This is a genomic window from Glutamicibacter soli, from assembly GCF_003309065.1.
Classification (GTDB): Bacteria; Actinomycetota; Actinomycetes; order Actinomycetales; family Micrococcaceae; genus Glutamicibacter; species Glutamicibacter soli.
This window is the reverse complement of sequence record NZ_POAF01000011.1, coordinates 38,471-64,634: the sequence shown is the minus strand read 5'-3', so window position 1 is coordinate 64,634 and position 26,164 is coordinate 38,471. Positions and strand designations below refer to the sequence as shown.

Genomic DNA, 26,164 nt, shown 5'->3' with positions numbered 1-26,164 from the left:
CCGGTAGCCCGGTCCTGGAAGGACAGGCGGGAGCACCCGTACCGGGAGAGGACCTTGTGCACGGTGGAAGGGTGGATGCCCAGGTGGTAGCCGATGCGGGCTGGTCCCCAGCGGCGGTTCACGCGCAGGGCGATGATCCGTCGTTCGGTGCGGGTACAGGTGCGTTGCGGGCTGGCGTGTGGGCGGCTGGAGCGGTCGTGCATGCCTGCCTTGCCCTGCTCGCGGTAGCAGGACGGCTTCGGACTGCTGTTCGGCGTTCAGTGTGTGCACATCGATGGGTGTGGTGAGGAAGGTGGGGTTGTAGCCGGTGGGGTTGGCTGTTGGGATGTCGGGGGTGGTGGTCATGGTGGTTTCCCCTGTGGCTGGTGCCGGTGGCCGGGTGCCTGCTGGTCTTGGCTTCAAGGGTAGGGGGTAGGCGGTGAAGTCGCTAGCTTGAAGATGCAGGTTCGGTTCGGTGCAAAACTTGGGTGCTGATCGCCTAACGTAAGCGGCCGTCGCATCCCTACGGCGCCTAACATCCCTTACGAGGCCAGGCTGATCCCAGCGAAGGCGAAGTTTAGCCGGTCTCCATGCTGACCTCGATGGCATGGAAAGCCAGCTTGGCTACTGCTCGCAATTGATGTTCATCGGCGCCATCTCTGGCGTATGAGGAGAGTCCCACCAGCATTACATGGGCGAAGGCGGCGAGGTTCTCGGCAGTGTCGCTGGATTCGGCATCTTCTGTCACTTCCCGCAATCGGGCCGCGGTGAGATTTCGGTTGTGAGCGCGGTTGGCGGCTAGTTCCGGCGCGCTGTTGACCAGGCAGCCATGCGGGTGGTCCTTGCTGGCGTATTCCTGCACTGCGCGCTCAAACATGGTTCGCAGCACGTCCGACTGGTTCGTCTTGGCAAGTCCGGCTGTGGTTACCGATCGCGGGTCGGCTTCGTATCGCGCAACGGCCTCTTCGAACAGGGTTCGTTTATCCCCGAACGCGGCATAAAGGCTCGGTGGCGCAATGCCGAGTTCCTCGGTGAGATCGCTAATCGAGGTCTGCTCGTATCCGCGGGCCCAGAACAGGTGGAGGGCCTTGTCCAGTGCGGTGTCTCGGTCGAATGCTCGCGGTCGTCCCATACGCCGATTTTATATCAACCGCTACATATCTGCTACAGTTCTGTATCAATCACTACAAAATGGTGATCGTTTCACCTCATCGATTTAAGGAGACCCTGTTGAGTAGCACCGCAGAGATTACTAATACCTTCCTTCAGCGGCTTGGAGCGCAGGACGCTGACGGGATCGGCGCGCTGTTCGCCGAGGAGATTGACTGGATCGTGCGCGGCGATCCCAAGCTGGCTTCCTGGGCGGGTCCCCGCTCGCGCAAGAGCGAGGTGCCGGACTACTTCCACGCACTTTGGAATGCGCTTGTGCCGGGCCAGAGTGTTGTCAAGATTGATTCCGTCGTGGTCGACGGAAATGAGGCGGTGGTCTTCGGAGAGTTCGACCACGTCGTCGCCACCACGGGTCGCCCGTTCCACACGGAGGTCGCGCTGCGTCTGACTGTGATCGACGGCGCGATCACGCGTATGCATCTGTTCGAGGACACCGCTGCCGTGGCGGCCGCGTTCACGCAGTAAGAGTCGTAGTTCCCGATAACTTGCAGTTCGCCATGGGTAAACCGTCGGGCGCGGTGGTGGTCTCGAACGGGAGCACCACCGCAGGGGTGGGCCAGTGCGTCAGCGCGTCCGTTCCTGGCCTCGCCGCGCCGGAGTGCTGGCGTCAATCTCGGGCCAGCACCTGGCGCGGTGTGCATAGGTTCGTTTGCGCGGGCGTGCCCCAAGTGGCCGCCGGTCGAGCTATGGCGTACCCCGGGAGTTCGTCTCGGGCGCTTGGCGGTCCTTACTTGGGGTGGGGATCCGCCCACGGATTGGCCTCAGGTCCGTCGTGACATCCACGAGGTCGAAAGGGGCTCCGATACACCACCGCTCTTGACGCGCATAGCGATGTAAGCGTCCCGCCGCACTGAGCTACAGTGGGTTGTTCTTGAACTAGGCAGATTACGGAGATGGTCATGGAGCGTTCCTGACGGTAGATGCCATTTCCTCAAAAGAGAGCCGTTTGGTAAAAAGCGCAATCCCTTGCCTCTTAGACACTGTTCCGCGGTTGGCGTTGGATGCCACCAGGTGAACCCTGCAACAAAAGAAAGTTAGATATTATGCGTAATCCTTTCTCGCGACGAAGTGAGCGTCCCGAGCCTGTGCCGGTTTTGATCCCTGAACCGCTGGCCACCACGGTTGATGAACTGTTGGCCCGCGAAGATGTGGTCCAGGCTGTTCGCGTGGTTCGTGAGCACACCGGACTCGACTTGCTCGCCGCCACCCGCGCAGTGCGTCATCGGCAAGAGCGTGGAGACTGAAACGTTGTTTTAGACATGCACGGGAAGGGCTGCGTCCGGGCGCTACGTAGCTGCCTGGGTCTAGCCCTTCTGTGCCATGTTTGTTGGGTGCGCGTCAGGAGGTTGATTTAGCGCGACGTGATTCGGCAACACTGATCAGTGCTTGAGCTGCTTGTCTGGCCGCCGCAGCCGCCTCCGGATCCCCGGAAATGGCAGCAGTGGTCTGCGCTCCTTCCGCCAGAATTGCTAGTTGGGTTGCTAGTTCCACAGGCCATTGAGCTTCGATCACCAGTTGCCTGACGTAGTCCTGGAAAGACTTCTTGTGAAGCTTGACCGCTTCGGCGATCCGGGGACTCATCGAGCCTAGCTCGCCGAACGCGTTGATGAAACCGCACCCGCGAAAATCGTCTTGCGTGAACCACTGGGCCAAATAATCGTAGATTGCCAGGACCTTGTCGTGGGCAGATCCTGTGTCGGCGGTTTCGTTCGCCAGACCGCGAATCCATAACTCATGCCGATATTCCAGAACGGCCAAGATGAGTTCTTCCTTGGAAGAGAATTCCTTGTAAATCGCTTTAAGCGAGGCTCCTGCTTCCGCGCGCACGGCATCCATGCCCACATTGGACATCCCGCGTGAGTAGAACAAACCGTCCGCAGCCTGAATGATGCGTTTTCGAAGCTCTTCCTTCTGCATCTCCTCAGCTTACACCGCAGGATAACGATCGTTCTCTGCCGCGGGCATTGGGTAGTTCCAATGGGAATCAGCAAGTTGCGAAGAGAACGACCGTTCTCTATAGTTGTTTTCTGAGTGAGAACGATCGTTCTCAATTTAGGGAAGGAAACCCAATGACCGCCAACCCGTTGAACATTTCTCTTGAGCCTGCCGCCCAAGCCTTTGTGGAAGCCACTTCCCAACCTCCATTCCTCTACCAGCTTGCCCCTGAAGATGGACGAGCCGCAGTCGATGGGGTGCAGGACGATCCCATTGAAAAGCCAGAAGTGCAGGAGAAATGGATGGAGATCCCCGGCGGGCCGGCCGGGACTGTGAAGGTTCGTATCGTCAAGCCGGCCGATGCCACCGGGCTCCTTCCGGTCATTCTGTACCTGCACGGTGCCGGGTGGGTCTTTGGCAACGCACACACCCACGACCGACTGGTGCGAGATCTGGCAGTAGGTGCCCGCGCCGCAGTAGTCTTCCCCGAATACGACCGTTCCCCCGACGTTCGCTACCCCCACGCGATCGAGCAGGCCTACGCTACCGCGCAATGGATCACTCGGCAGGGCCAGGATGAAAAGCTGGATTCACGTCGTATGGCTGTGGCTGGCGACTCGGTGGGTGGCAACATGAGCGCTGCGCTGACGTTGATGGCCAAAGAGCGCCAGGATGTCTCCTTCGTATCCCAGGTGCTGTTTTATCCCGTCACGGATGCATCCTTCGAGACTGATAGCTACCACAAATTCGCTGAAGGGTACTTTCTGGCCCGCGAGGGCATGAAGTGGTTCTGGGACCAGTACACCACCAGCGCAGCAGAGCGCAACGAAATTACTGCCTCCCCCTTGCGTGCCACTACCGAACAACTTGTAGGGCTGCCACCGGCTCTGATCATTACGGCCGAAGCCGATGTGCTACGCGATGAAGGAGAGGCCTACGCCGCTAAACTGCGGGCCGCCGGGGTCCCCGTTACAGCCACACGTTATCTGGGCATCATCCACGACTTCGTCATGGTCAATAGTCTCCACGACACCTACGCGGCTCAGGGGGCTATCGCGCAGGCTGTGGCGGTCCTGAAAGATGCCTTGAAATAGCACCTGAGCGAAGAATCGCAACACAAAATCCGGGAGCAGGCCGTTGGTGGCGGAACAGTCCGCTTCGTGCAGGCGCCAATAACGATCGTTTTTGGGATGAAGAAAACCGTCGTTCGAGCAATCGCTCGAACGGCGGTTTCTCAACGTTCCCGGTTTCCCGAAACTCAGAACCGAAAGGTCGTGGCCCAGAACTGGGATCGTAGCGTTTTCGGGAAGATCCTTTGAGGTGCACTATGGATTGAACAGACGCATTTCGAGGCAGTCGGAGCGTTCTGCTTCGGGCAGGTATTCCATGACGTTGTTGATGAGTTTCAGGTAGTCTCCATACTCCGATGGAGTCCACCAGGCTTTGTCAGGCCAGCCAATGGAAGCTGCAACCTTCTTGTCCAGAATGAGATGGCGCATTTTCTTGCTATCCGCGGGGCCAGCGGCGAAGTACAAAAGCTTGGTGAAGAAGGCTGGGCCGAGACCTTTGAGTCTGTACTGCTCACGTGTCCAGAAGGATCGGTAGGCATCCTCCGATTCGACGTTCGAGTCTTTGGCGAGCATGATTCCGCCGAGGAGTTTTTCTCCAACGTCAGGTTCGCTCAATGTTGGAATTCGACGGTAGATATCCCGGGCTTTGGCACCGGCGCCCCATGAACAGACCGCGACGTAGAAGTTGACCGCATCTTGTGCAGTTTCCACCTTGGTACCCAGAGTGAATAGGTCGCCTCGGCTGAGGGTAAGTCGCCCTTTGCTGTCCTTTTCTCCGCTTTGGAGGATGGAAGGAATGTTCGGCATGTTTTCGTTCCACCGGTTCAACCAGTGTCGAGGGTAGAACAGGATAGCGTGGTTCTCGACCTCTGAGACAGTGGGTATCCCCTGGCTGTTGCGTAGGAGGTCTGCAATTTCGGCGGTGGTGTTTCTTGTTCTGGCCAAGATCCAGCTCCAGTCGTGGAAAAGTTGCGTCGTATGTTGCTCAGCGTAGTCCATTGCTCCGACGAGTTGCCCAAGCTTTAGAACGGTCAGCAAGGGCAGGAAGTGCTGTAACCCTTACTGAGCAATGTTTGGTTAGGGAAGTTCTTTGATCCGTCGGTAGAGCGTCGCACGGGACATGCCCATGTCTTTGGCGACTTGGGTTGCTGGTTCGCCGGACTGGACCAGTTTGGCGGCAGTACGGATCTGCGATTCGGTGAAGGTCGGTCGACGACCTCCGAGGTCGCCGCCGGTGGTGCGGCGTTTGGTGACGGAGTCGGTGATCCGTTCGCGTTTGATCTCTAATTCCATTTGAGCCAAGGCGGCCATGACGGTGAAGACCATGGCTCCCATGGGCGTTTTCGTGTCGACATCGCCGCCGCCGAGGTTCAGCACCCGCAGCCCGATATTGCGTTCGCGTAGTTCCTGTGCGAGGTCGAGCATTTTTTGGGTGGAGCGTCCGAGCCGGTCCAGGGTAGTGATGACGAGGGTGTCATCTGGATGCAGGGCGTTGAGTGCTTTATCCAGCCCGGGGCGTTTGGCGAGTGCTCCGGATTGGCCGTGGTCGATATAGAGGTCATCGCGGCGGACGCCCGCGGCGAGGAGGTCCTGGATTTGTCGGTCGGCGTCTTGGGCTTTGGTGGATACGCGGGCGTATCCGATCAGTTTGGCCATCGGTCCCTCGGAAGTGTCTCGCAACTAACGGTGTAGACATAATTCTACGGCATTGGTTGCGACACATAGTTGTGAGAATTTTGGACCGTTGAATTTCCGCGGATTTTTCGCCGGGGGATCGGGGCTCCATGAGACGTCTTGCAACCTATGGGTTGCAAGACGTCTCGCCGAACTCCGTGACGGGTGGTTCCGAAGGTTGTATTAAGCGGCGTACTTGTCGTTTACGAAAGTTTCAAAACGCTCATAAAGGTTCGTGCCGTTCGAAGCAGCGTCCAGTGTGACCCTTAGAGTTGTTTCGCGGCTACGCTGAAACAATGGATTGGTCTTCAGAAGACCCTTGGTAGGTTTGAGAACTTTTCCGTCGGGTTTGAAATATGACTGGCTGTCCTGCACGAAGGTAAGCAGGGATGTTTCGTAGTAACGCCCATGGGTCATTAGCAGATTGCGTCGTGTCCAGTTTTTCGGCACTAGTACGAGTGGCTTGCCATTCCAGTGTGGCAGTTCAACGATGCGCAGGACCCAATCGCTGCTTACGGGATCCCAGAACTGCCGCATGACTGGTTTGATTCCATCCCCCTGGGTGGCGAAGGTTGGATATCGGGCAGCCATTTGATGGGTGAAATTGCACAGGGCATCGTAAACGATTCGCGTGGAAATGTCCGAGGTTCGATCGGCGCCAACATTTTCGATAAACAGGGGCAGTGCCTCGAGATGTTTTAGGAAACCGATTTCGAGTAAGGGCTGAAGATTAGTGCTCAACTCATCCCAGATGTCCCCGCCGATAGACTGGGCTGCACCATGTCCCTGAAAACCCTTACTTGCGTAACCTAGACGAGTTTCCCAAGGTTCTTCAAACCTAGTCAGTAGTTCACGGCCGCGTGTTCTAGTACTCGTATTTAGGCTAAGTGCAGACGCAGTGACTTCGTTGAAGAATGAATCAATCAACTTCACCGCCGCGTCGGCATGTGGGCAGGTAGATGCGTTGATTCGGATAACTCTTGGATCTAAGAACCGCCTGTTATCTGAGTCGATATCCAGGTCTTCAAAGGGAACCTGTCCGGTGATGCCGTAGGCATCTGAAATTGAAGTCATTATTGACCTCTTCCTGTGTAGGCACAGGCAGCGTTAGACAAGAACGACGAAATTGTTCTATGGTGTCATGGATACAATATGACATCTAGCGCTTCCTCGTGCGGATGTTTAAAACCCGGGACCATTGGCGTGGTTCCGGGTTTTTCTTATTGAGTAGATTGAGTCTTCGTGCGATTCCCTTGGATTTCGGTGTGGGGGCGATTCAAGTCAATGCATAGAATCCCATCTTCCACGTACGGAGTCCATCGACGACTTACCGTGGTGTCGATTTCATAGTGTTGCGTGAAAGCCATCGCTGCTACTACCACCTGTCCCGACTTTCCCGTTTTGCGGAACTCATACGAACGTGCAGAGCGTTCAGCTGGCTTTAAACCGATGATGCGGGCATCGCGGTCGAATAGTAGCTCGACCGTTTCGGCTTTGTTGATCATGTGGTGCGCTGCCGCATTCAGAGATAGTACCCCTGACTTTTGAACCGTCACGAATGGTGTTTTCGTGGATGGTGCAGACGTGCGATCGAAAACTTCGAATCCCATTTAGTCCCCTCTCTACTCTCTTAATGGTAGCACATAAATTTAGAGAAGCGATGGGAGCGTTTGAAACTTTAGAACTTTCATCTCAAGGCTGCGGCCCATTGCTCCGTTCATCTTTGCATCTGAGATGATTCAAGCAGCCTATCGAAGAGCGCTCTACTGGCATTGAAAAGGGGCGCTTCGAATCCAGTCTGGCTACGCGGTTCGACATTCGTTCGAGAAGTTCGAGTCGTGCACTGAGCGAATAGTCGATCAAAAGTCTGACGTTCATCTTATTAAATGTTGCTCAGCATGAGAGCGTTCGTGAAAGTGAAGTGCCCGGTCGAGTATCTAGCTCCAACTCTTTGAAGCAACGACTTACCGGCAACGAGGCTCAGGATAAATTGAACTTTCCCGGTGAATCTAAGCAATAACGATGATTTAGAGGGGGGTAGTGGGTGCTGGGTAAGCTCCCAACGCCCACTACGTTCTCATTGTTTAGCCTTTAATATTGCGAGGGTCGTTTCCGTTGGGGATGGTGTTTTTCTCTCGAATCTGGCCATTGCGTCCGTGGATGCTAATGTCGCCGCCACCATTGTTTGCAACAATTTTTCGGGCCCGATCATAAGCCTGGGCCTGGGTGTCCATGTACCCGGAAACCCGTGAATTGTTCTGACCCTTGATAGCCCAGCCGTTGTTGGTTTGATAGACGTTGTAGTCGTTGGAAGCCAATTGCTTCACCTCTCGTGCGTAGGAATGAAGTGTTTGATGAGTTCACTAAGTGCAGTGCACTCACCAAATAGATAGGCAGCGCCTGCTGTCGGCATACTGGATTGATGCGGATCGTGGCAGGCTTGACCTGAACACGGATGCGAATACGACGCGTCGCCGTACCGCATATGCCTTTCCCGAGCTGGGGACACCGCTCCCGGGCTGGTCGATTGACAGCCCTACCGTTCACTCCTAGGCTTGTGAGACGAATTCAAATTCCAAATGAATCATCTCCGGAGCAATGTGCGTTCCAGCTCGTAGTTTCGGACTCGAAGGCAAGAGTGTTGGTAGCGCTCTTGCCTTTTCTTATGGGTGATAAGTCTTTTATGACTTGACGGATCCAATACTACATCTTGTGTCTTTCTGGTCAAGCGGCCACAAGATGATGTATTACAGCGACTCCACCCCTACGCAATGGAGCCCACAGGAATTGTGGATAATGACCCCTGAATAGCCCCTGGTTTCTTGCGGTATGGGTCGGCTTGTCCACAGCCTGGAATCTTGAGTGTGTGGGTTAAAAATACTTGTTGTGAAAAGTTTCTGGGCGTGTTTCACTTACGTCGGCTTGCACCTGGATAGAAATGCTTGTACCTACATTTGAACGACGCATGACCAGCATTTTTGACTTCTTTTCCTGCGAGCGTTGGTTCTGAAGTTAGCCCGCGGGGATCTGCCGTCTCCTTTGTGGGAGAGCCATTGAAACAGGGTGATAACACATGTTATATATGGGGTGAAGAAGTTTTTATTTTCGAGGTTTAGGGGGTTGTGATGAGCCAGCTCATGGAACGTCCGCGTCATGATGAGATGCGTGCGCGGCTGTTGAAGGCGCGGCAGCGTATGGAGGTTGATGCGCTGGACTATAAGCGCACTTTGAAGGCTGCTGCTGATGGGATGAGCCAGCGTGAGATGGCGGCGTTGCTGGGTATGTCTCAGCCAGCGGTGGCGAAGGCTTTGCAGCGTGCGCAGAGTGTGCCGGCGGTGGTGGGGGAGTTCAATGCGGCTAGCCCTTATGAGGTGTGCCAGCGGTACGCGGCCGGGTTCATTGACCGCGATGAGTTGGTGCGCCAACTGGTTGCGTGGCCTTATAAGCCGACTCCCTGGGCGAATGAGTACGGGGAATATGAAGAGAGCTTGGAGGGGACGTGGGAAGAGGTTGGCGATGCGCTGAGGCATGAGCTGATTGATGCTGCCACGTACGATGAAGTTCTGAGAAAGACGGCCGGCTAAGAGGCGAGCAACCGAAGGGTGAATCGTTGGCTCACGACGAATCGATTGAACGACATTATGCAGCGCTCAGGCAGGTGCTGGCTGATCCTGATATGAACCCGCGAGGGCCATATTCCACGATCCGTCAAGCGGACTATTTCGCGCAGACTGGTGCACGTCCACGTGCTACTGCGGAGCGCGAACTATTGCATAAGAAGTGGCTGCAAGAAGTCATGGACAAGTCTTCTGAGCGTGGGGAAATCAAGCACGAACAGCGCGCTATCGTGATGGCCGGCCCGCCCGGAGCTGGGAAGGGGACGGTGCAGCGGGAGTGTCTGAATGACGTTCCTGGTTATGTGCAGTGCGATCCGGACATGTTCAAAGAGAAGATTATCGCTCACGAGTTGGAGAGCGGGAATCTGGATCGGTTGAAAACTCCATTGGTGAAAGAACTTGAGACCCAGGGCCACAAGTTCGCACCAATGGAGTTTGCTGCGTTAGTGCATGAAGAATCGTCCATGTTGAGTGCGAAGCTGCAACGGGATCTGCGCAAGGACGGGACGAACTACGTCATTGACACGGTGTTGAAATCTCAAGCGTCTGCGCGCGAAGTGGCGGCGAGTTTGGATAAGCGTGGATACACCTATGACGTGGTGAGTGTGCAAGCGACGTTCGAGGAATCAAAGGCCGGGATCTATGGTCGCTGGCTAGAGGGCCGTGCAGCATTTGAGCGTGGTGAGAGCCAGCTTGGAGGCCGTCCGGTGCCGTCAGATTTTGCGAATAATCTGATCACACCGGATGGTAAATCAGCGACGGAAGAATCCGCGAAGTGGCTGTCAGAGCATGGCGAAGGAGTAGTGAGTTTTAGACAATACCGGCGGGGTTCTGCAACGCCGGAAATTGACCAAGTGAAACATGACGGCAAACTCATAGCACGTCGCGCGGCGACTGCACGGCAGACATTTCCCAAGGCGCATGAGGTGCCGAAAACTCTCCGACAAATGAACCGTCCTGGAGCAGATCGGGGAACCGGGATCGGATACTAACGGCACACCCTCCCCGTCCCCCGATAAATGCCGAACTACATGCCCCGGCCCCCTGTCCAGGGTGGGCGCAGCCCATCGCGCAGCGACGCGCAGCGCCCTTGACAGGGGGCCGGGGCATGTCACACTCGGGCATCGGGGACCGGGGATAGTGCGCAAGATGTACGGAAAAATTTACCCCAGCGTTCCATCTCTATCAGAGGCCGTGCATGGGCCACGATCTCCCGTCGTAAGCGAACTCAGGTACCGCAGCTTGTGGCTTGTGTGCGGGCGGTCGATTGGTTCCTGCTGTCCACGTGTGTGCAGGAAAAGCAGCGCAGCGATTGGGCTTTTGCTGTGCACATGTGGGCAGGAGGCTACCCAACGCAATCAGGATTAAACAATGGGCTGGCACTCACCGTGAGGTGAGTTCCGGCCCATTGTTGTGCGCTTGTTTAACTTTCGGCTGCGGAGGTCGTTTCGTCGGCCTTTTTGCGAGGCCGGCGACGGGATGGGGAGCCGATCTTATTCAGCTCGGATTGCGTCCAGCCCTTCTTCAATGCAGCGGTGAAAGCTTGCTTTTCGGTTGCCTTCGCTTGGTCTAGTTGCTGCTCGGCTTCCACGCGAGCGGCCACGGCTTGGGCAATGTCGGTGGCGGCTTGCATGCGCAGGTCGTTTTGCGCTTGGAGCTGTTCGAGAATGCGGTTTGCTGCGTCACTCATGACTGGCGCCTTCCGGTAGGGTCGCGCCGGCTCGACGGGGCCGATCCGGCGAAGGTCTGCTGCTTCCAGCGTAGCGCGGTCACGCTGCGAAGCCAACGGATGTTGCACTCCGGTGAGGTGCAGTGCCCCGCCTTTGAGGCGGAGCAAGCTATAAACTTAGGTGCCCTAAGTTGCTTGTGTCCTTGATCTTCGATTCTGCGGATGGGACAATCGACCTATTAGGTCGATTGGTGTTGCACTGGGCTGGGAGGTTGATTCGCATGGCTCGCTTCGATTCACGCAAGCGTCAGCCGAACGCGACCGGTGGCCGTTCGGTGCGTCGCGTAGTGAAGCTGACCGTTGAGCAGAACCTCGCGTTGCAGGTCATGGCAGACGAAGTTGGCGTGTCAGTTGCTCGCCTCTTGGTGGAGTCCACGTTGTCGCAGTCTCGTGGCGAGACTGCTGCCGAGCGTCACGAGCTGATTACCTCATTGTTCTTGTTGCAGCGTGGCCTTGCCGCTGTCGGGAATAACATCAACCAGATCGCCAGGGTGGCGAACACAAGTGGTGAAATCAAGGGCGAGCTGCACGATTCGTTGGAGCATCTGCGCGCGACGGTGGGGCGCATTGATGACGTTTTGGAGTCGTTGAAGATCGTGGGGGAGCCGGCATGATCCCGAACGTGGTGCGCGGTGGTCGTATGGCTGGTTTGATGAACTACTTGGTCGGGCCTGGACGTGCGAACGAGCATGAGAACCAGCGGCTGATCGCGGGCGATGACCGAGTGACTTTTGCTTACGCTCCGGGTGTGGAGTTGTCGAAGTATGATGCGTTTGAAATTGCCGAAATCTTGGATGCGCCGCGCAAGCTGCACGGCACGTCGGTGGTCAAGCCGGTGTATGCGAAGGACGAAGAAACCGGCGCATTTTTGAAGGACCAGAACGGTAAGAAAATCCGTACCGGGTCGAAGGATGCGCACGTGTGGCATTGTTCCCTGGCTGTTGAGGCCGGGTACGGTTCGGTACCGGATGAGCAGTGGGCGAAGATCGCCGGATCGTTCGTGGAGAAGATGGGGTTCATTGACCCGGATGGCGCGAAATCTTCGCGCTGGGTTGCGGTGCATCACGGGGCGTCGAAGAACGGGAATGACCATATTCACTTAGTGGTCTCGATGGTTCGTGAGGACGGCACCAAAGCTCACACGCATAATGATTTTCATCGCGCCCAGGTGGCGTGCCGTGAACTAGAAGTTGAGTACGGGTTACCACGGTTGGAATCCCAGGAACACGGACAGGGACTGGCAGGAGAGAAGCCGGCAGAACGTGCCAGGGCCGACCGAAACCACATGGCCTTGTCGGATAAGTTCGAGTTGCAACGCCGCCTCAGAGCAGCATTGGCGACCGCGAATTCGGCCGAAGAATACTTACGCCATGCTCAAGATCACGGGGTGCATATTGCGCCCAGCTTCAAACCAGGATCAAACACAGAAGTGCGTGGCTACCGGGTGAGCTTTGGCCATAGCGCCACGGACGGAAAGGCTGTGTGGTACGCACCGTCAAAGATTGACCGCACGCTAGGTTGGCCTGACATTAACCAGCGGTTCGGGGCACAGGGTAAAGCGGCTGCTGACGCGTACCTTGTCTCGTTGCATTCGGCGAATAGCCCGGCGATGAAAACTCGCACGAAGGGTCACGCGTTGTCGGTGGCGCAGCTGGAACGCATGATGAGCCATAAGACTGGCCCGGACACGTTGGCGAACATTTACGCGCGGTTGTCGTTGCAATGGGAACGCAATCATCCTGGAACGTTGCATCAACTGTCTATGTCTTATGCCCGCGCTACCCAGGGGATGGGTAACGCCCGGTATGCTGCCCGGTTGAATCAGAGGTTCGCGGCGGGCAACGGTCGCGGTTGGGTGGCAGTTGCCAAGCAGGCAGGACGTTTGGGCCGGCTGATGTTGGAGAACAGCTTGCGTACCGATAGACCACGGTTCACCGCCGGTGTGGATCGGTTGATCAACGATGCCGAGAGTATTGTGCGCGCTGAGATGCGCAAGATCGAACAAGAACAGTCTCACACGGCGCCAGCTCGCGGGTTGGCTGGCACCGGGCAGGGTACGACACCACGAGATACAGGGTACGAACGCTAAAGGAGAGTGAGCACCATGAACGACAATGAAGAATCTGAAATCATGCAGGACTTCGGACAGATGCTGCGAACGGTCATGGGTTCGGGCTTGCAAGCTGTTGAACAGGCACAGCGTCGAGCTGCGATGCGCGCCCAAGAGCAAGCGATGAACGAAGCCAAGGAACGCGGCGTCGCTCAGATGATCGGCAAAGATTTTGCCTCCGACAAGTTCTGGCGTTCTGCCGGTTCCGAAGCTATTGCCGACCGCATGACGCTTTCCTTGGAGCTGGCCACCAAGCACGGTGCGAGCAGTGAAGCAGCTCGTGCGTTCATGACCGGTGCTGATCGTATCCGCAACCAGTTCGGCATCAATGTGGAGGATCTGAACCGGGATCATCCCACGGCAGCCACCGACCGCCACCACGCGTTGCGTGATGCCCTGGACGACTATTTGGCCGGCCAGCGAGCCACGGCCGAGCAACCACCCATGGGCCAGGAGCCTTGGTTCGCGCAGCCGCAGGGAACGTTCCGGGATTATGACTACAACGATGGTCTAGAACGCCATGTGGAGATCAGCAAAGAGGAAGCGCTACGGCGCTTGGAGCTGATGCCGGCGGATACGGTGCGTGACCCATCTATTGGCGGGCGCGACACGATCAGTTTTGTTCCGTCCTGGTACGGGCATGACGATGACGTAGACCGGGCGATTGCCGAGAAATTCCCACACCTGGTGCCCGAAGGCGCAAAGCTACCACCGGAACGCACTACTGCCGAGGCGGCAGAAGCCCAGAAAGACGAAGCCACGCATCTGGGCCAAGCTGAAAGAGCCGAGGGCGAAGAGCACCTTGACCGGGCGAACGCGGAGACTGCCGAAGCTAAGGAAGTACGCACCCCACCACAGGCTGGGGCCGGCCCGGAGGACGCGAGCCCCGTGCCGTTAAACCAGCACAGTGATGCGTCCCAACGCATCCTGTCGGTGTGGCGGGAGAAATCCGGGGGAGCGAATAACCCCTCGCTAGCCCAAGCGCCCACGCTGGAACATTCCAAGTCCGCCACCTCAGCGAAGCGCCCGAAAATCCTGGTCGGGCAAACCCAAGGTCGAGGCAAGGAACAGGGTCTGTCGCGATGAAACTACCTGATGATCACGCCGATGATTTTGGTGCACTGAACGAAGAACCGCCGGCACCAGCCACCGAGGCGCCCGCATCTGATCCGCAGCCGGAGTTTGTGTATCGGGATGCTGAGCACTGGTTGCAGGAGCTGGCGCTACCGCACTACCTGCGCAAGCTGGGCGGAGCTGGCCACCGCTGGGCACCGAACTGGTTCGATTACCCCGAGGCCGACACCCTGATCCAGTTGTTGTGGGAGTACTGGGAGCAATCGCGGCTCGATGGCGTTCAGGCGATGTTGGTGTATTTCCGGGACTACTTCTACCCGCTGATGAATGTGCTCACCAGCGAGGACGGCCCATTCCATGCGTATGACAAGGTGATGCGCCCAGAACTGCCCGAACCGTTCCCGGTGTATAACGCGCCCAAGGGACATTTTCCGCAACCGTAGGACTTGGCAGGTCTAATTCCGCGCGCGTTCTCTGAGATTAGGGAAGCTGCTGAAGATTCGTCTTTCGAGTGGCTCTCGACTTGTGGTTTGGTTTGGCGTGAAATCGACGAATGAACTCTTGATACGTTGAATCTTCATTTATACAAGGTGTTGATAATTGTGCCCCGATCACTATTATAGTGTTTGGAGTAAATATGCATTCGTTTCAGGAGGAAGTTTGAAAAAATATGTCAAGGCTATCTCGGTAGCTCTTGCCGCAGTGTCGCTGTGTGCAGTATCCAGCCTCAGCGCCGTCGCTGCTGAGCCTATATCTACGGAACAACATGCATTGACAGCCTTCAAGGCGAATCTGGATAATCCTGAGGATTTGCGAGCGTTTGAAGCGTTGAATAGCGAGCAAAAAAATGAGCTTGCTTCGTACTTGCTCGGTGAGATTGATCCATTTGAAGAAGCAGAAAAAACAGGTGGCGAGCCCAAGGGGCAGTTTGAGGTCGTAAGTGATGAGGTTGTAACGGCTCCGGTCCTGTCCAAAAATCAACTTGGGACCGCGGCCCGAGCTGCCAGCACCACAAAGACTGTTTCCGCTTGGCAGTCTTTCACTTTTGCTGGAGTCACCATTTCAAAAACCACTGTTCGCATGAACTATACGGTCTCGAGCGGATCTGCGAAAAAAGTTTCCAGCTACTCCTGTGTAGTGAATGCTAATTATGACCCTTTTTCAGAGGTTCATACGTCTAAGGATGGCTCTTGGGTCTCTGGGGGTAAGGCCACTGCCGAGTGCTTGGTTAAGGTCAAGCGCGGAACTCCAACACCATGGGGCCAGATTACTTGGAGCACGAAATCCAATGTGCAGTATGTTACTGGCAATGGGCGTGGTAGCGTAACTAGTCATGGTTGGAGGTAGTTACTAGGATGAATCCATTGATTCCCACCGCTGGCGATCTATTACTGGCGAGTTTAGTCAGTGTTCATGTTGTTCTGGCATTGATCGCATTAGTGTTGTTACTCGTTTCAAGAGTTCGTCGTGCAAATTTCTTGCTGCAGTTGCTCGCTATTCTTTTTGTGCCTGTCATCGGGCCTGCGGCGTGGCTTTTCGCTCGGTATAGGTCACGTAGAACCCATGAAGCAGAAAAATCTTTATACCTTCATTAGTTTTGCGTATTGAAACGACCCCGGGCCTCTAAGTAATTTTAGGTGCCCGGGGTCTCTCGTAAGGTAATCGATAGCTAGACAGAAATTCATGCGGTTTACTGAAGTGACGGAGCGTTAATCACCTAGGTAGTGACCCGAAGTGCTCTTCCAAGGGTTCTGTTGAAGAGGAGGAAGAGGGGAAAAGCTACCCATAGAAGGTCGATATCTATCTGATCGCCCCCACTAGTTACAGCGTAATTTTGAGCTAACATCTTCGTAGTATTCTTGTGAGTCTCGCACATCTTCCCCGTAGGGCTTGGTGGAGTAGTGCTGTAGCTCGATCAGGCCAGCCGGCAGGCCCGAGCTGGTCAAGATCGCCCGACCCCGTGGAAGTGCTGCCAAATCGGCCACGTCCAAGATCCGCTCGCGCTGCATCGAGCTAGAGACGGAGCGTCCGGTGCGGCCACTGGTACTGGAGGAGCGTTTAAGCACGTCGCGTTCCCCGACGAGCTGAGCAAGGAACGGTAAGAACTTGTCATCCGAAAGCCCTGAGCCGGCAACGCGGATGTTGGCGGCACCCCAGAGCTTGTTCATGCCCTTCTCGCCGTAGGCTTCCACACCTTGGCTGTAGGACTGGAAGAACGTGGACACCACAATGCCCCGCGAACCATAGTGGGAATACACGTCCGGCAGTTCGCGCCAACGCACCACGTTCGCCGCCTCATCCAGCACAGCAGTCAGCGGCGTTTTCAGCCGGCCACCGGGCTGGCTGGCAGCGGTTTTCTCCGCTTCGGTCATGACCGCCATGACCAGAGCAGCGGTAATCGCGCGGGCCGATCCTCCGCCTTCCTTGGAAATGAGATACAGAGTGTCGGTGCCGGTGGCCAGCTTGCGATGATCAAACTCGGGACGATTAATCCCCATATCCCGAACCCACGGGATCACCTTGTCATAAGACAGCACATTCACCCAGGGGCGCATCGTGCCATACACCCCGTCACGCTGCTTCGGGGTGAGCTTCTGGATCTGCTCCAAGGAGTTCGCTAGAGGCAGGTGGCCGTGGTCTTTGAGCAGGTCGCGGGCCGTGAAATCCTCGGGATCTTGCGCCCACGCGAACACGTCAGTGATCGGACGCCGGCCCACGGCGGCAGCAAAGAACAGGTGCGAGAGCAACCGCTTACCGTCAGACTCGAAATACGCGTCCTGCTTGGCGCCCGCGTCGGTGGCGGAAGCTAAGAACACGTCCGCGAGCTTTTCAGCAGTTTCCATATCGGTGACGAAGGAGAGGGGATTCCACCACCAGGAGGGTTCTTCTCCGATGATGCCTTGCACGTCGTGCACCCAGACCGCGCCGACGCGGGCGCGGGGGCCACGGGTCATGTCTACGATGTCGCGCTTGTTCGAGGTGGCCAGTACCGGCCCGCCGGTTTCCAGGATCTGGGGGACGCACACGCAGGAGGTTTTGCCGGCGCGTGGCCCCATCAACCAGATCTGCACCCACTCATAGGAAGCAAACAAGCTAGCTTTGTTGTTTACTAGCTTCGCCAAGGGTGAGCCGATGCCGGCCTTGGTCGCTCCGAGGCGTTCAGCATCCGCCCGGGCTGCTGGTTCTTCCATGGCCTTGAAGTCTTTGGCATGGCTCATCTCCTTGGCCAGATGATCAATGCGGGAGCTGGTGCCTCGGCTGCGCCGCCACACCACAACCAGCATCACGATGACCGCCAACAGGAGCAGCAGCCCGAGGGCGAACACGGCGATTTGGACGCCGCCGACGGGCAGGAAGCCGCGGGACTGATCCATGAGGATTTGCACCGGATTATTCGAGGCCTGCGGTACGTTCGGGTCGAGGATCGCGCCGAGTGTCCACAACAGTACCCCCATGATGCCGAGGGTGAGGATGCCGCCGCCGATGATCCATAGGGTTTCGTCGTTGGCTGGCTGGTTTTTGCGCCCGGAGCGCGGATCAGCGTTGAACATTACTTGACCATCTCCCAAGCCCGGTTGGTATCCGAGATCTCAAATTCCAGATCGGTGAGCTGCGTGACGAACGGAGTGCCCGGGTTCTTGCCGACCTTCATGATGAAATGTCCGGCCCCGGGCCGGCGGGAAGCCTTGTTGGTTTTCGGATCAACCACGGCTTCACCGGTCCAGTCAGTCATCAACGCTTTCTCCTTGGAAGACAGGGCGAACACTTCTTCCAGGTTGCCCATCTCCGAAGGCGCCAACCCGCCCAGGAACACCAGGGCGGAGCGTTCCACGAACCCCCACGCGGTGGCGGTCAGGTGTTCTTTTGATAGGCGGAGGTCGTTCATGGTGTGGGTGATCATGACCTGCCCGATGCCGCGCCCACGATTTAGGCGGGTGATCGTGTCGATGAAGTGCACCATGTCATCTGATGCTCGCAGGATGCGCCATAGCTCGTCCATGACTAGGAAGTAGGTGCGCCGTTTGCGCTTGCCCGCTGCTGCTAAATGCTGCTCAGCCGATACGGTGGCTGATCCGAGGTTCCAGCACAAGGACTGCACGGCCGCGACCAGTACGGAGTCGTTTTCGTTGACCCCGGAAATATCGAACACCACCGGTACCCCGGGAGTGATGTGCGCGTCGGAGGGCTTGGCGAACATATCCCCATAGGCACCGGAGGGGCCGAGGTTGATCAACGCATCCAGCAGGGCTTGGAGGCGTTGGTCGTATTCGTGGTCATCATCGTAGGCGAGCACGTTCTGGCGCAGCACTTCGGGGCGGGAGCGGATGAAGTCCACCAGCTCACCAATCAACGGCGCGTGACGCAGCTCGGGGTCGAGTTCGTTGATCGCCACCGACAGGCAGGTGGACTCGTGCGGCTTCAACGGACGGCCCAACATCATCGAGGCGATGCCTTCCATGAGGGAGCGGCGGCGGCTGATCATCTCCTGAATCGCAATGTCGCGGGCCTTCTCGTTCTCAATCTCGTTCAGGCTGGCCACCAGGGGGCCAAGATCCAGCGGGTTGAGGTGTCCCTGGCCAGGAGAGAACGTGATGACTTGACCGCCCAGGGCGCGGATGTGGGGCACATAGTCGGGCCGGGAGTCGGCCAGGATCATCGGCACCACACCCCAGGCGGAAAGCACTGCCAAGAGACGGTGCACCAGCGAGGTCTTGCCCAACCCGGGCTGGCCAAGAATGAACGCGGACGGGTTGGAAATGATGCCGTTGAGGAACCACGAAATCGGATCACCGGTCACCAGGGTGCCCCGCAGCAGGTGCCGACCCAACGGTGCGCCAATCGTTGGCAAGCCGGCCCCGTTGACGAAGGGCCAGAACCCGCACACTTGCACGCAGGAGCCTTGAATCTCCACCGGGTTTTCGATGTAGTTCACCGGCCCGCCACCAGGTCGATTCCACCCCGCATCCGACGGGGAGTACCTGGACTGGGCGCCCTCGGCCAACAGCCGGGAGAGCAAGCCCGGTTCCTTGGCCGGCTTAGGTGCGGCCTTCTTCGCTGCACGTTCGAGGCGGGCCACGTCGCGCTTGGACAGCGTGAGGCTCTGCGGATGAGCCAGTTCAGCTTGTGCCCGTTCTGCGGGGCTGGGCTGGTGGCGTTTCTTCGAGAGTTTCAGGGGAATCATTAGAACCACACCTTCAGCTCGTCGGGGATCATCATGTGATCAGGCACCACGAGACCTAACGGCAAACCTGCCTGGAAGGTGACTGCTTGGTTCGCCAACGCCTCACGGACGCGCAGCTTGGCGTGGGACACCATGCCAGGAACGGTGCGATCAAACTTCTTCAACTCAGCCTCATCCTTGACGCTGATGGTGATGATCAGCCCGAACCGGGTCAAACCCGAACCGAGGGCTTCTTCCTGGGCTGTTTTCTGCGCGGCGGCGAGCCGCTGGCGGGCACGCACGGACACGCGCTGCTGCGAGCCGGAGAACATCGCATCCTTCTGCTCGTTCTCCACCACCGTGGAGGTCTGATCCGCTGGGATCGGACGATACAACAAGGTCACCCGCTTACGCAGTGCACCTTCACTGGGTGCGGTGAGACGGGCCAGTGAGTTGGACATGAATGCGCCGCGCGGGCCTTCATACATCGTCCATGACTTCGATACGGCCCGGTCGTGCCGGTAGTGATCGAACGCGTCCAGCGCGAACGACGGGCCAGCATCCTCCCACGCCAGCCCGGTGCCGCCAGCGGCTTGGGCTTCCTCCACGGCCACAGCGGTGGTCGGGTCATAGGCGACGCGGGTGAAATCAATGATTTCCTGGGCGGTGTTCGGGCGTACTGCGCCGGCCCCGGTGTTCGCCAGCCCGGAAATGATGCCGGGGAGCTTGTTGCCGATTTCCTCGGCCATTTCTTCCATGCCCCGATCCCCGGCTTTTCCGTCGAGGCGGCGACCGTCAAAGGTCAGGGTAATGCGTGCCACGACCTCAGGTGCGGTGGAATTATCGGTCTGTGCGATGCGTTCCACGACGCGTTGGGCGAACTCGGGCGCATCCTCGCGGTGGTTATCGGCCAACAGTTTTTGCAATCGAAGGCCGGAGTCTTGGGAGGATTCGATGGTGACCGAAGCGCCGCGGATTCCCTCGTCCAGGCCGCGTTGGGTCAGCCAGTTCGCCCAGTGCGCGACTTGGTTGTCCACGTCGGCTTGGTCGATGAGGTTATCGCCGTTGGGGAAGCATTCGAGTACGACGGAGTAGTTGTGGTGGCCACGTGAGGACAAACGGATCAGTCCGAAGGGGTTGCCGTAGGAGTCCATGGATTCGGTCAACTGCGACTTGGCCATGAGGCCCGGAAGGCGTACTTGTCCGTCGGGGGTGAATCCGGTGGGGCCGGAGAGGTAAACGTGTTTTTTGGATGCGACTTTCTGCCGCTGCGCTAGACGAAGCATGAGTCTCCCATAGATTGAACGGCCTTGCTTTTTCGTGACCAGCAGCAGCACGGCTCCCAGAATGGTGGCCAGGGCGATGATCACTGCGGCCATGATCCAGCCGCGTGCTGCGGTGACAATGACGATGAGGACGATGGGCACCAGCATGAGGCTCTGGCCCATGGACAAACCCAGCAAGCCTGAGCGGCGCGGCACGGTCAGGTTGCCGAAGGTGTTCGGTTCAATTCGCACATCACTGGTGGCCATGATTATTCGCCGTCCTCATCTACGAGCTTGCTGGGATTCGCCCCGTTAGCGAGGCCTTTCACGTCACCCATTTTCTGCATGGCTTCCGTAGCCTTGTTCGGTGCTTTCGCGCCGGACGGGCCACCGGCAGACGGAGCATGTTCTTGAGGTGAACTTGAGGATTGGGTTGTGTTCCCAGAGCCGCCAGCACCAGCCCCCGAGGGTGAAGCACCGGAACCAGAGGAAGCAGAGCCACCAGAACTATTGGCCCCAGCAGCGCCCGCACTGGCGCTGGACGAAGCTGAACCGGAACCGGTACCGGAAGATCCTGAACCCGTCGAACCGGTGCTGCCACCTGCGGATGAGCTGCCCGAACTAGATCCAGCCCCGGAACCACTATCACCCGAGGGTGAAGAACCGGACCCAGCAGCACTGGTCGACGCAGAAGCGCCACCGGCACCCCCGCCAGTACCGGCCCCGGCACCGCCGCTGGCCCCGGCACCGCCGCCGGCAGCACCCGCAGCGGTAGACCCGCCGCCAGCCGCCGCCGCGCCACTACCGCTACCCGCAGCAGCACCAGCACCACCGGCCGCAGCCGCTGCACCACCAGTGCCCGCCAGGACGGCGGCACCCGCCGCGAGCGTGACACCAGCACCCAAGGCCGCGCCACCGGAGAACGCGCCAGCGCCGACCCCGGCCGCAGGAACGATGAACTTGATCAACGCGGGCAACGCCAACGCCGCCAACAACAGGATCAACAACGCAATCAGCGTGGAATGCATCGCCTCAGTCACCGTGGCTTCCTCCCCTTCCGGGGCACTGCCTTGCACCAACATGCGGAACCCCAACGAGTAGATTCCCGCTGCGACCGGTTTAAACAGCAACAGGGCCACCAGCCAGCCATTGGCTTTACGCCACGCTTGCCGACCCTGCTCCGATCCGCTGCCTGCCGCCAGCACGACGATGAAGGCTGAGAGGATCAGGAACATCACGTCACGGAAATACATGAACAGCAGATTGATGACCGCACCGAGCAGCAACAGGATGAACAGCAAAAAAGCCGTGCCAGGGCTCGCTAGCAGCGCGGTGCCCGAGGTGAGCATCTGGGTCAGATCCACATCCCCACCAGTGGAACGTTCCACGATCCACCGGGAGAACTCATCCGAGGCTTTGAGCAGCACGCCAATGCCTACGGCGTAGGCGGTTGTGGCCAGAATCAGGTTCACAATCGGGGTGGCCAAGCCGATCAGGCTGTTCTTCACGTCTTGGGAAGTGACCAGCTTGATTAGCCCAATAAAGAACCCCAGAATGGCGAACCCTGCGACGTACCAGGACATGTCTGCACGAAGGCTCGTGACGGCCGCGTTGTTCACATCCGGGCTGGCGGTATCCATCCAGAAGGTGGACACCTGCGCCACGAACGCCACCGCACCGTCATAGAGCGACTTCACGAAATCAGTGATCGCACTATCCGCAAGGTTTTTTAGACCGTCACCAATGTTGCAGCCTACTTGCCACCACTCGCATCCACCCTGATTTGCCACAACAATCGCCTACTTGAACTCTGTGAAGGAAGTTGGGTCGTTAACTGTGTTCCATGTGGGTGGGCTAGCACTTAGATCTAAGCGCCAATCGTGCGCTTTTTCGCTCCACACAAGATTGGCGCTCATTGCCGCGTACTGCTCGCCGGTCTTGGAAAGGTATTCAACAATGGCGCTGTCATCGCTGCTATTCATGACGCGGTATCCGAGCATGGGAGGAAATCCCTCATCGCTGGTGCCGGAACCCTGTTCCTGGAAGAGTCGTTCACGATTCATAGATTCAGCCGCAGCATCAATTTCTCGACCTTCTGAGAAATCAATGACGAGGGTAAATCCCGCCACTACTGCGCCGGTGGGGGTGTGGCTAAAGCAGCGCCAGAAATCCCCGTCCATCTTCGCTGGACCATGCTCCGCCGATACCGGTAGCAGCATCCCAGCAGGGTGGCGCTTCCACTCCGTAGCCGGGGCATCGTTCGGGAACGAGGTATCAGTGCTTAACGCAGGGCAATCCCCAGAGGCCGGCTTAGAAGCCGAGGCCGAAGGGGAAGCCGAAGGTGGCGCAGTGTCGACCGGCACCGAAGGAGCCGGCGCGGTCGGTGTGGCTTCTGGCTGCGGTGGGGTGCGGGGGAAGAAAATGAGCCCGAGGATCACTACCGCAGCGATGAAGGCGAGGATGCCGCCCCAGAGTTTCCAGTTTTTACCTAATGGGTCAGTTTCGGCCATGAGGATCTTCTCTCTTTTCTCTTTGACGGTTCACAAGCGTGTCTTAGACGAAGACGTTGATGATCGTTCCCGCGCTAATGGCCAGAATGCAGACGATCAACGAGATGATCAGTCCCTTGAAGCCGTTAATTTCCCGTCCAGTGAAGGACGCGAACGCCAAGAACCCGGCCGAGGCAAGGAACCCTGCCACACCGAGCAGGATCACCGCCCACGCGATCCAGTTCAAGATCGTGGTGAACCCTTGGGTGCCCGGAGGCTGCTCCGGAGTGGGGTTAGGGATAGTGGCGGCGAGGTCGATACCGAAAGCCAGAGCTTGCAACAACATGGGTGTGCCTTTCTATGGGGTGGGAGTGTTGAGAAGTTTGATGATTCGTTTGATCCGCCCAGGGAGCCGGGCAGGATCGGGTGGGGCATCCAACCAGGAATCCATCCACGGGATATGCGTGCCCCGGGGCACCATCCGCAATAAGCGTTTGGTGGCTTTCTTCCGGGCATCACTGGTGCGTGGCCCTGCCTCGATCAGCACCAAGGCCGAAAGCTGGGAACCGGTCAGTTGTCCGTTGGCCCAGGAACGGATGAACCGATCCGCAGCGGCCAACCCGTGATGGTCGGTGCGAGCTACCGCAATCACTGGGATAGGCCACGGGCTGCCAGTCCAGGCGTTCTGCGAGATAGGCCAAGCTTGGCCCACCTCAGATGCGTCATCACCTAAGAGCGCGGCCACTGTGGTGGCGCCAGCTCCACCGTGTAGGCCCATGACGGCAAGACCCTTAAATGGGCCAACGTCGCTAACAGCCCAAGCTTCACCTGGAGCCTCAAGCATTGGAGACAAGCCAGGTTTCATTGGGCCGCTAACTAGCAGGTCATCGCCCATAAGCTCGTCTCGGATGTCGAAAGCGTCATTTTGCGTCACCTTCTTTTTAGAAGGGGCAAAAGGATTCGACACGGCTGACATAGTGCGCTCTCCTTAGTAGAGTGATCAGCGCGAAAGGGTTGATCTATCATTTAGTATAAACTCGCAGTGAAGTCACTGTCAATAGTGTTACCTAAATATTATTGGTGTATTTCAAACTTAGCGCTTTGTATGGTTAATTTGGGTAATATGGTTGACATGGATTTCACATTCATACACATTTGGAGTGTGACCATGAACGATCCAGAAGCCGTTGAGGATCTCATCGCAGATTTGCCGGAATGGGCAACGACCGAAGAGATCGCAGACGTGATGCGTGTGAAAGCGCAGACCGTTCTGAAATGGAACCGAGAGTATGGACTCAAATCGGTATCCATTGGCTCCCGCGTGCGTAGGTACCGGAAAAAAGACATTCGAGATTTCTTGCTGAAAAGTGATGAAGCCGCCGACTAACCCAGGAAGTTACGGGTAGTGAGTTAAATGACGATAATCGATCCCCAGAAAGTTCCCGCGTTCCCGGTCTATACGCTGCAAATCAGCGAAGACCGCCAGACGCTGACCTTAGACGGGGCGCAGGTTCCCGTACTCGATGAGGAAGATTTCATCGAGGCGGGCAAAAATGCGATTATCACCAAACTCACCAACCACCACCTCGGTGTGGTGCGGGCACGCGCTATCGACGCGTCAACCGGTCAAACCTGGGACATGATTGTCGCTGCCACCGGCGAAGTCCTTGACCTCACCGAACAGCAAGAAGCTGAACTTGCGGCCACAGCCCGCCGGCAACGACGCACCAAGCGCCTGATGATCGCCGGGGTGAGCACCCTCGCGGTGCTCACCCTCGGCGGCATCGGCACCGCCGTGGTCGTCGCGAACCAACCTGCCGCGACCGCCCCGGCCTACACTCCGCAAGGGGTCGGGGCGACGCTGCCAGCCGCACCACCACCACAGCATTCGGCCACGGCCGCGTGGAGCCACGCCACCCGGGCTGGGTCCACCGTCAACCTGATCAGCCCCGACCGATTGCTGACCGCTGATCCTGAGGGCACCGTCACCGGTCGAACCCCGGCCACGGGCCAGCCGGTCTGGCGCGGGGACAAAGCCCCGGAAAACCTCGCCTCCATGCACCAAGGCATCTGGGCCGGCAAGCCCGTCTATGCCGCCGCAGAGCGCAACGAGCTGCGCCTCTGGCCGGTAGACATGCCCTACGACACCCCGAGCGTGGCACCAACCAGCATCGCTTTGGAACCAGGGCAAACCGCGCGCACCGACACCCACGCCCCCTACATCGACCTCGGGGACTGGTATATCCGGGTACCTGATCCGGCCGGCACGCTGCATGAGGTGATGATCCCACCCGGCTCCACCGTGCTGGACGTAGCCGCCGATGGAACGATCACCACGATCAGCGCCACCACCATCTACACCCTGGACAACACCGGCACGATCCTGACCGAGCAGCATTTCACCGCCCCCGAAGGCACCACGAAATACCCGATGCGAGTGTGGCTGCTAGATGACACCCACGCCCTGCTGGCCTGGGATGACACCGAACGCATCATGGGCGTTCTGGACACCACCACCGGAAGTCTGCTGTTCAGCGGCACGCCACGCACCATCCCCACCGCCACCGAACCCCTGCTCGTGGACAGGGACGCGAAAACCGCCGCCCTCGGAACGGTCGGCATCCGCTATGGAGCCAATAGCGCGCTAGTGGATCTACCCTCGGCAGATCTGTCCGCGATCCACGGCACCCTGATCTACGCGAACACCACCAACGGGCCAGCCACCGTGAACCTCGCCGCCCCGGAGGCCGAACCGCAGTCCTGGGCGAACTACCGGGCCGAAGACCCCGCCCCGGTACTGGTCACCGATGACGCGGTATATGTGGTGGCCACCCAGTTGGAGAACACCACCATCTACCGCTCCAACAAAATCCAGTAGGGAAGGCAAAGCT

The 26,164-nt window shown here is 58.0% G+C and carries 26 protein-coding genes and 1 pseudogene; 11 read left to right on the top strand and 16 right to left on the bottom strand.

Annotated elements, in window-relative coordinates; genetic code table 11:
• Both C1H84_RS17035 and C1H84_RS17030 read right to left on the bottom strand, forming a co-directional pair.
• Positions 1 to 227 (bottom strand): annotated as a pseudogene (locus tag C1H84_RS17035) (helix-turn-helix domain-containing protein); the annotation flags it as partial.
• Between the two features lie 329 nt (positions 228 to 556).
• Positions 557 to 1,111 carry a TetR/AcrR family transcriptional regulator gene (locus tag C1H84_RS17030; protein WP_113608088.1) on the bottom strand — a complete coding sequence of 185 codons (555 nt, stop codon included), beginning with the start codon at positions 1,109 to 1,111 and terminating at the stop codon, positions 557 to 559.
• Between the two features lie 98 nt (positions 1,112 to 1,209).
• Between C1H84_RS17030 and C1H84_RS17025 the strand changes: the two genes are divergently transcribed.
• A complete protein-coding gene (locus C1H84_RS17025; RefSeq protein WP_113608087.1) occupies positions 1,210 to 1,614 on the top strand; it encodes a nuclear transport factor 2 family protein in 405 nt (134 codons plus the stop codon).
• 873 nt (positions 1,615 to 2,487) lie between these two features.
• On the opposite strand, the gene C1H84_RS17015 is transcribed toward C1H84_RS17025, so the two are convergent.
• On the bottom strand, positions 2,488 to 3,066 hold the full coding sequence (locus C1H84_RS17015) for a TetR/AcrR family transcriptional regulator (RefSeq protein WP_113608085.1): 579 nt from the start codon (positions 3,064 to 3,066) through the stop codon (positions 2,488 to 2,490).
• A 152-nt stretch (positions 3,067 to 3,218) separates the two neighbouring features.
• Here C1H84_RS17015 and C1H84_RS17010 point away from each other — a divergent pair, with 152 nt between their 5' ends.
• The gene (locus C1H84_RS17010; RefSeq protein ID WP_113608084.1) at positions 3,219 to 4,178 is read left to right on the top strand and encodes an alpha/beta hydrolase; all 960 of its coding nucleotides are present in this window, start codon (positions 3,219 to 3,221) and stop codon (positions 4,176 to 4,178) included.
• A 231-nt stretch (positions 4,179 to 4,409) separates the two neighbouring features.
• Here C1H84_RS17010 and C1H84_RS17005 read toward each other — a convergent pair whose 3' ends face one another.
• The 5 genes from C1H84_RS17005 to C1H84_RS16990 all read right to left on the bottom strand — a co-directional run bounded on the left by C1H84_RS17005 (position 4,410) and on the right by C1H84_RS16990 (position 8,146).
• On the bottom strand, positions 4,410 to 5,153 hold the full coding sequence (locus C1H84_RS17005) for an 8-oxoguanine DNA glycosylase OGG fold protein (RefSeq protein WP_113608083.1): 744 nt from the start codon (positions 5,151 to 5,153) through the stop codon (positions 4,410 to 4,412).
• A gap of 78 nt (positions 5,154 to 5,231) precedes the next feature.
• Positions 5,232 to 5,810, bottom strand: a complete 579-nt coding sequence (locus C1H84_RS17000) for a recombinase family protein (RefSeq protein ID WP_113608082.1) — start codon at positions 5,808 to 5,810, stop codon at positions 5,232 to 5,234.
• 201 nt (positions 5,811 to 6,011) lie between these two features.
• Positions 6,012 to 6,902 (bottom strand): hypothetical protein, encoded by an 891-nt coding sequence (locus C1H84_RS16995; RefSeq protein WP_113608081.1) that lies wholly within the window; start codon positions 6,900 to 6,902, stop codon positions 6,012 to 6,014.
• A 146-nt stretch (positions 6,903 to 7,048) separates the two neighbouring features.
• Positions 7,049 to 7,438 carry a hypothetical protein gene (locus tag C1H84_RS18125; RefSeq protein ID WP_146956196.1) on the bottom strand — a complete coding sequence of 130 codons (390 nt, stop codon included), beginning with the start codon at positions 7,436 to 7,438 and terminating at the stop codon, positions 7,049 to 7,051.
• 474 nt (positions 7,439 to 7,912) lie between these two features.
• Positions 7,913 to 8,146 (bottom strand): DUF2188 domain-containing protein, encoded by a 234-nt coding sequence (locus tag C1H84_RS16990; protein WP_113608095.1) that lies wholly within the window; start codon positions 8,144 to 8,146, stop codon positions 7,913 to 7,915.
• A gap of 807 nt (positions 8,147 to 8,953) precedes the next feature.
• Here C1H84_RS16990 and C1H84_RS16985 point away from each other — a divergent pair.
• Positions 8,954 to 9,412: a hypothetical protein gene (locus tag C1H84_RS16985; RefSeq protein WP_146956194.1), complete on the top strand. Its 459-nt coding sequence runs from the start codon at positions 8,954 to 8,956 to the stop codon at positions 9,410 to 9,412.
• A gap of 26 nt (positions 9,413 to 9,438) precedes the next feature.
• The gene (locus tag C1H84_RS16980; protein ID WP_146956192.1) at positions 9,439 to 10,437 is read left to right on the top strand and encodes a zeta toxin family protein; all 999 of its coding nucleotides are present in this window, start codon (positions 9,439 to 9,441) and stop codon (positions 10,435 to 10,437) included.
• Between the two features lie 431 nt (positions 10,438 to 10,868).
• On the opposite strand, the gene C1H84_RS16975 is transcribed toward C1H84_RS16980, so the two are convergent.
• Complete coding sequence (locus C1H84_RS16975; protein WP_113608078.1) at positions 10,869 to 11,135, bottom strand: hypothetical protein; 267 nt, start codon at positions 11,133 to 11,135, stop codon at positions 10,869 to 10,871.
• Positions 11,136 to 11,395: 260 nt separating this feature from the next.
• Here C1H84_RS16975 and mobC point away from each other — a divergent pair, with 260 nt between their 5' ends.
• The 5 genes from mobC to C1H84_RS18120 all read left to right on the top strand — a co-directional run bounded on the left by mobC (position 11,396) and on the right by C1H84_RS18120 (position 15,705).
• Positions 11,396 to 11,788: a plasmid mobilization relaxosome protein MobC gene (mobC, locus tag C1H84_RS16970; RefSeq protein ID WP_146956190.1), complete on the top strand. Its 393-nt coding sequence runs from the start codon at positions 11,396 to 11,398 to the stop codon at positions 11,786 to 11,788.
• Positions 11,785 to 13,263, top strand: a complete 1,479-nt coding sequence (locus C1H84_RS16965; protein WP_113608076.1) for a relaxase/mobilization nuclease domain-containing protein — start codon at positions 11,785 to 11,787, stop codon at positions 13,261 to 13,263. The genes mobC and C1H84_RS16965 overlap by 4 nt, the downstream gene beginning before the upstream one ends.
• A gap of 15 nt (positions 13,264 to 13,278) precedes the next feature.
• Positions 13,279 to 14,370, top strand: a complete 1,092-nt coding sequence (locus C1H84_RS16960; protein ID WP_113608075.1) for a hypothetical protein — start codon at positions 13,279 to 13,281, stop codon at positions 14,368 to 14,370.
• Complete coding sequence (locus C1H84_RS16955; RefSeq protein WP_113608074.1) at positions 14,367 to 14,801, top strand: DUF4913 domain-containing protein; 435 nt, start codon at positions 14,367 to 14,369, stop codon at positions 14,799 to 14,801. Before C1H84_RS16960 ends, C1H84_RS16955 begins: the two co-directional genes overlap by 4 nt.
• A gap of 217 nt (positions 14,802 to 15,018) precedes the next feature.
• A complete protein-coding gene (locus C1H84_RS18120; protein ID WP_146956188.1) occupies positions 15,019 to 15,705 on the top strand; it encodes a hypothetical protein in 687 nt (228 codons plus the stop codon).
• 470 nt (positions 15,706 to 16,175) lie between these two features.
• Here the strand turns inward: C1H84_RS18120 and C1H84_RS16945 are convergent, their stop codons facing one another.
• The 7 genes from C1H84_RS16945 to C1H84_RS16915 are packed head-to-tail and all read right to left on the bottom strand — an operon-like array spanning position 16,176 to position 24,249.
• On the bottom strand, positions 16,176 to 17,909 hold the full coding sequence (locus C1H84_RS16945; RefSeq protein WP_113608072.1) for a type IV secretory system conjugative DNA transfer family protein: 1,734 nt from the start codon (positions 17,907 to 17,909) through the stop codon (positions 16,176 to 16,178).
• The gene (locus tag C1H84_RS16940; RefSeq protein ID WP_113608071.1) at positions 17,909 to 19,540 is read right to left on the bottom strand and encodes a hypothetical protein; all 1,632 of its coding nucleotides are present in this window, start codon (positions 19,538 to 19,540) and stop codon (positions 17,909 to 17,911) included. The genes C1H84_RS16945 and C1H84_RS16940 overlap by 1 nt, the downstream gene beginning before the upstream one ends.
• Complete coding sequence (locus C1H84_RS16935; protein WP_113608070.1) at positions 19,540 to 21,051, bottom strand: SCO6880 family protein; 1,512 nt, start codon at positions 21,049 to 21,051, stop codon at positions 19,540 to 19,542. The genes C1H84_RS16940 and C1H84_RS16935 overlap by 1 nt, the downstream gene beginning before the upstream one ends.
• Positions 21,052 to 21,053: 2 nt before the next feature.
• Positions 21,054 to 22,574: a hypothetical protein gene (locus tag C1H84_RS16930; protein WP_146956186.1), complete on the bottom strand. Its 1,521-nt coding sequence runs from the start codon at positions 22,572 to 22,574 to the stop codon at positions 21,054 to 21,056.
• Between the two features lie 9 nt (positions 22,575 to 22,583).
• Entirely contained in the window at positions 22,584 to 23,294 is a 711-nt protein-coding gene (locus C1H84_RS18115) for a DUF8175 domain-containg protein (protein ID WP_146956184.1), read from the bottom strand.
• A gap of 43 nt (positions 23,295 to 23,337) precedes the next feature.
• Entirely contained in the window at positions 23,338 to 23,619 is a 282-nt protein-coding gene (locus C1H84_RS16920) for a hypothetical protein (protein WP_113608067.1), read from the bottom strand.
• Between the two features lie 12 nt (positions 23,620 to 23,631).
• Positions 23,632 to 24,249, bottom strand: a complete 618-nt coding sequence (locus C1H84_RS16915) for a DUF6668 family protein (RefSeq protein ID WP_113608066.1) — start codon at positions 24,247 to 24,249, stop codon at positions 23,632 to 23,634.
• Positions 24,250 to 24,441: 192 nt separating this feature from the next.
• On the opposite strand from C1H84_RS16915, the gene C1H84_RS16910 reads away from it, so the two are divergent.
• Both C1H84_RS16910 and C1H84_RS16905 read left to right on the top strand, forming a co-directional pair.
• Positions 24,442 to 24,660 carry a helix-turn-helix domain-containing protein gene (locus C1H84_RS16910; protein WP_113608094.1) on the top strand — a complete coding sequence of 73 codons (219 nt, stop codon included), beginning with the start codon at positions 24,442 to 24,444 and terminating at the stop codon, positions 24,658 to 24,660.
• Between the two features lie 27 nt (positions 24,661 to 24,687).
• Positions 24,688 to 26,151 (top strand): hypothetical protein, encoded by a 1,464-nt coding sequence (locus tag C1H84_RS16905; RefSeq protein ID WP_113608065.1) that lies wholly within the window; start codon positions 24,688 to 24,690, stop codon positions 26,149 to 26,151.
• The last annotated feature ends 13 nt before the right edge of the window (positions 26,152 to 26,164 follow it).

Bases quoted from the DNA above. Each gene is read 5' to 3' on its own strand.
- C1H84_RS17030 (WP_113608088.1), bottom strand. From the start codon at position 1,111: ATGGGACGACCGCGAGCATTCGACCGAGACACCGCACTGGACAAGGCC.
- C1H84_RS17015 (WP_113608085.1), bottom strand. From the start codon at position 3,066: ATGCAGAAGGAAGAGCTTCGAAAACGCATCATTCAGGCTGCGGACGGT.
- C1H84_RS17010 (WP_113608084.1), top strand. From the start codon at position 3,219: ATGACCGCCAACCCGTTGAACATTTCTCTTGAGCCTGCCGCCCAAGCC.
- C1H84_RS17005 (WP_113608083.1), bottom strand. From the start codon at position 5,153: ATGGACTACGCTGAGCAACATACGACGCAACTTTTCCACGACTGGAGC.
- C1H84_RS17000 (WP_113608082.1), bottom strand. From the start codon at position 5,810: ATGGCCAAACTGATCGGATACGCCCGCGTATCCACCAAAGCCCAAGAC.
- C1H84_RS16995 (WP_113608081.1), bottom strand. From the start codon at position 6,902: ATGACTTCAATTTCAGATGCCTACGGCATCACCGGACAGGTTCCCTTT.
- C1H84_RS18125 (WP_146956196.1), bottom strand. From the start codon at position 7,438: ATGGGATTCGAAGTTTTCGATCGCACGTCTGCACCATCCACGAAAACA.
- C1H84_RS16985 (WP_146956194.1), top strand. From the start codon at position 8,954: ATGAGCCAGCTCATGGAACGTCCGCGTCATGATGAGATGCGTGCGCGG.
- C1H84_RS16975 (WP_113608078.1), bottom strand. From the start codon at position 11,135: ATGAGTGACGCAGCAAACCGCATTCTCGAACAGCTCCAAGCGCAAAAC.
- mobC (WP_146956190.1), top strand. From the start codon at position 11,396: ATGGCTCGCTTCGATTCACGCAAGCGTCAGCCGAACGCGACCGGTGGC.
- C1H84_RS16965 (WP_113608076.1), top strand. From the start codon at position 11,785: ATGATCCCGAACGTGGTGCGCGGTGGTCGTATGGCTGGTTTGATGAAC.
- C1H84_RS16960 (WP_113608075.1), top strand. From the start codon at position 13,279: ATGAACGACAATGAAGAATCTGAAATCATGCAGGACTTCGGACAGATG.
- C1H84_RS16955 (WP_113608074.1), top strand. From the start codon at position 14,367: ATGAAACTACCTGATGATCACGCCGATGATTTTGGTGCACTGAACGAA.
- C1H84_RS16945 (WP_113608072.1), bottom strand. From the start codon at position 17,909: ATGTTCAACGCTGATCCGCGCTCCGGGCGCAAAAACCAGCCAGCCAAC.
- C1H84_RS16940 (WP_113608071.1), bottom strand. From the start codon at position 19,540: ATGATTCCCCTGAAACTCTCGAAGAAACGCCACCAGCCCAGCCCCGCA.
- C1H84_RS16935 (WP_113608070.1), bottom strand. From the start codon at position 21,051: ATGGCCACCAGTGATGTGCGAATTGAACCGAACACCTTCGGCAACCTG.
- C1H84_RS18115 (WP_146956184.1), bottom strand. From the start codon at position 23,294: ATGGCCGAAACTGACCCATTAGGTAAAAACTGGAAACTCTGGGGCGGC.
- C1H84_RS16920 (WP_113608067.1), bottom strand. From the start codon at position 23,619: ATGTTGTTGCAAGCTCTGGCTTTCGGTATCGACCTCGCCGCCACTATC.
- C1H84_RS16915 (WP_113608066.1), bottom strand. From the start codon at position 24,249: ATGTCAGCCGTGTCGAATCCTTTTGCCCCTTCTAAAAAGAAGGTGACG.
- C1H84_RS16910 (WP_113608094.1), top strand. From the start codon at position 24,442: ATGAACGATCCAGAAGCCGTTGAGGATCTCATCGCAGATTTGCCGGAA.
- C1H84_RS16905 (WP_113608065.1), top strand. From the start codon at position 24,688: ATGACGATAATCGATCCCCAGAAAGTTCCCGCGTTCCCGGTCTATACG.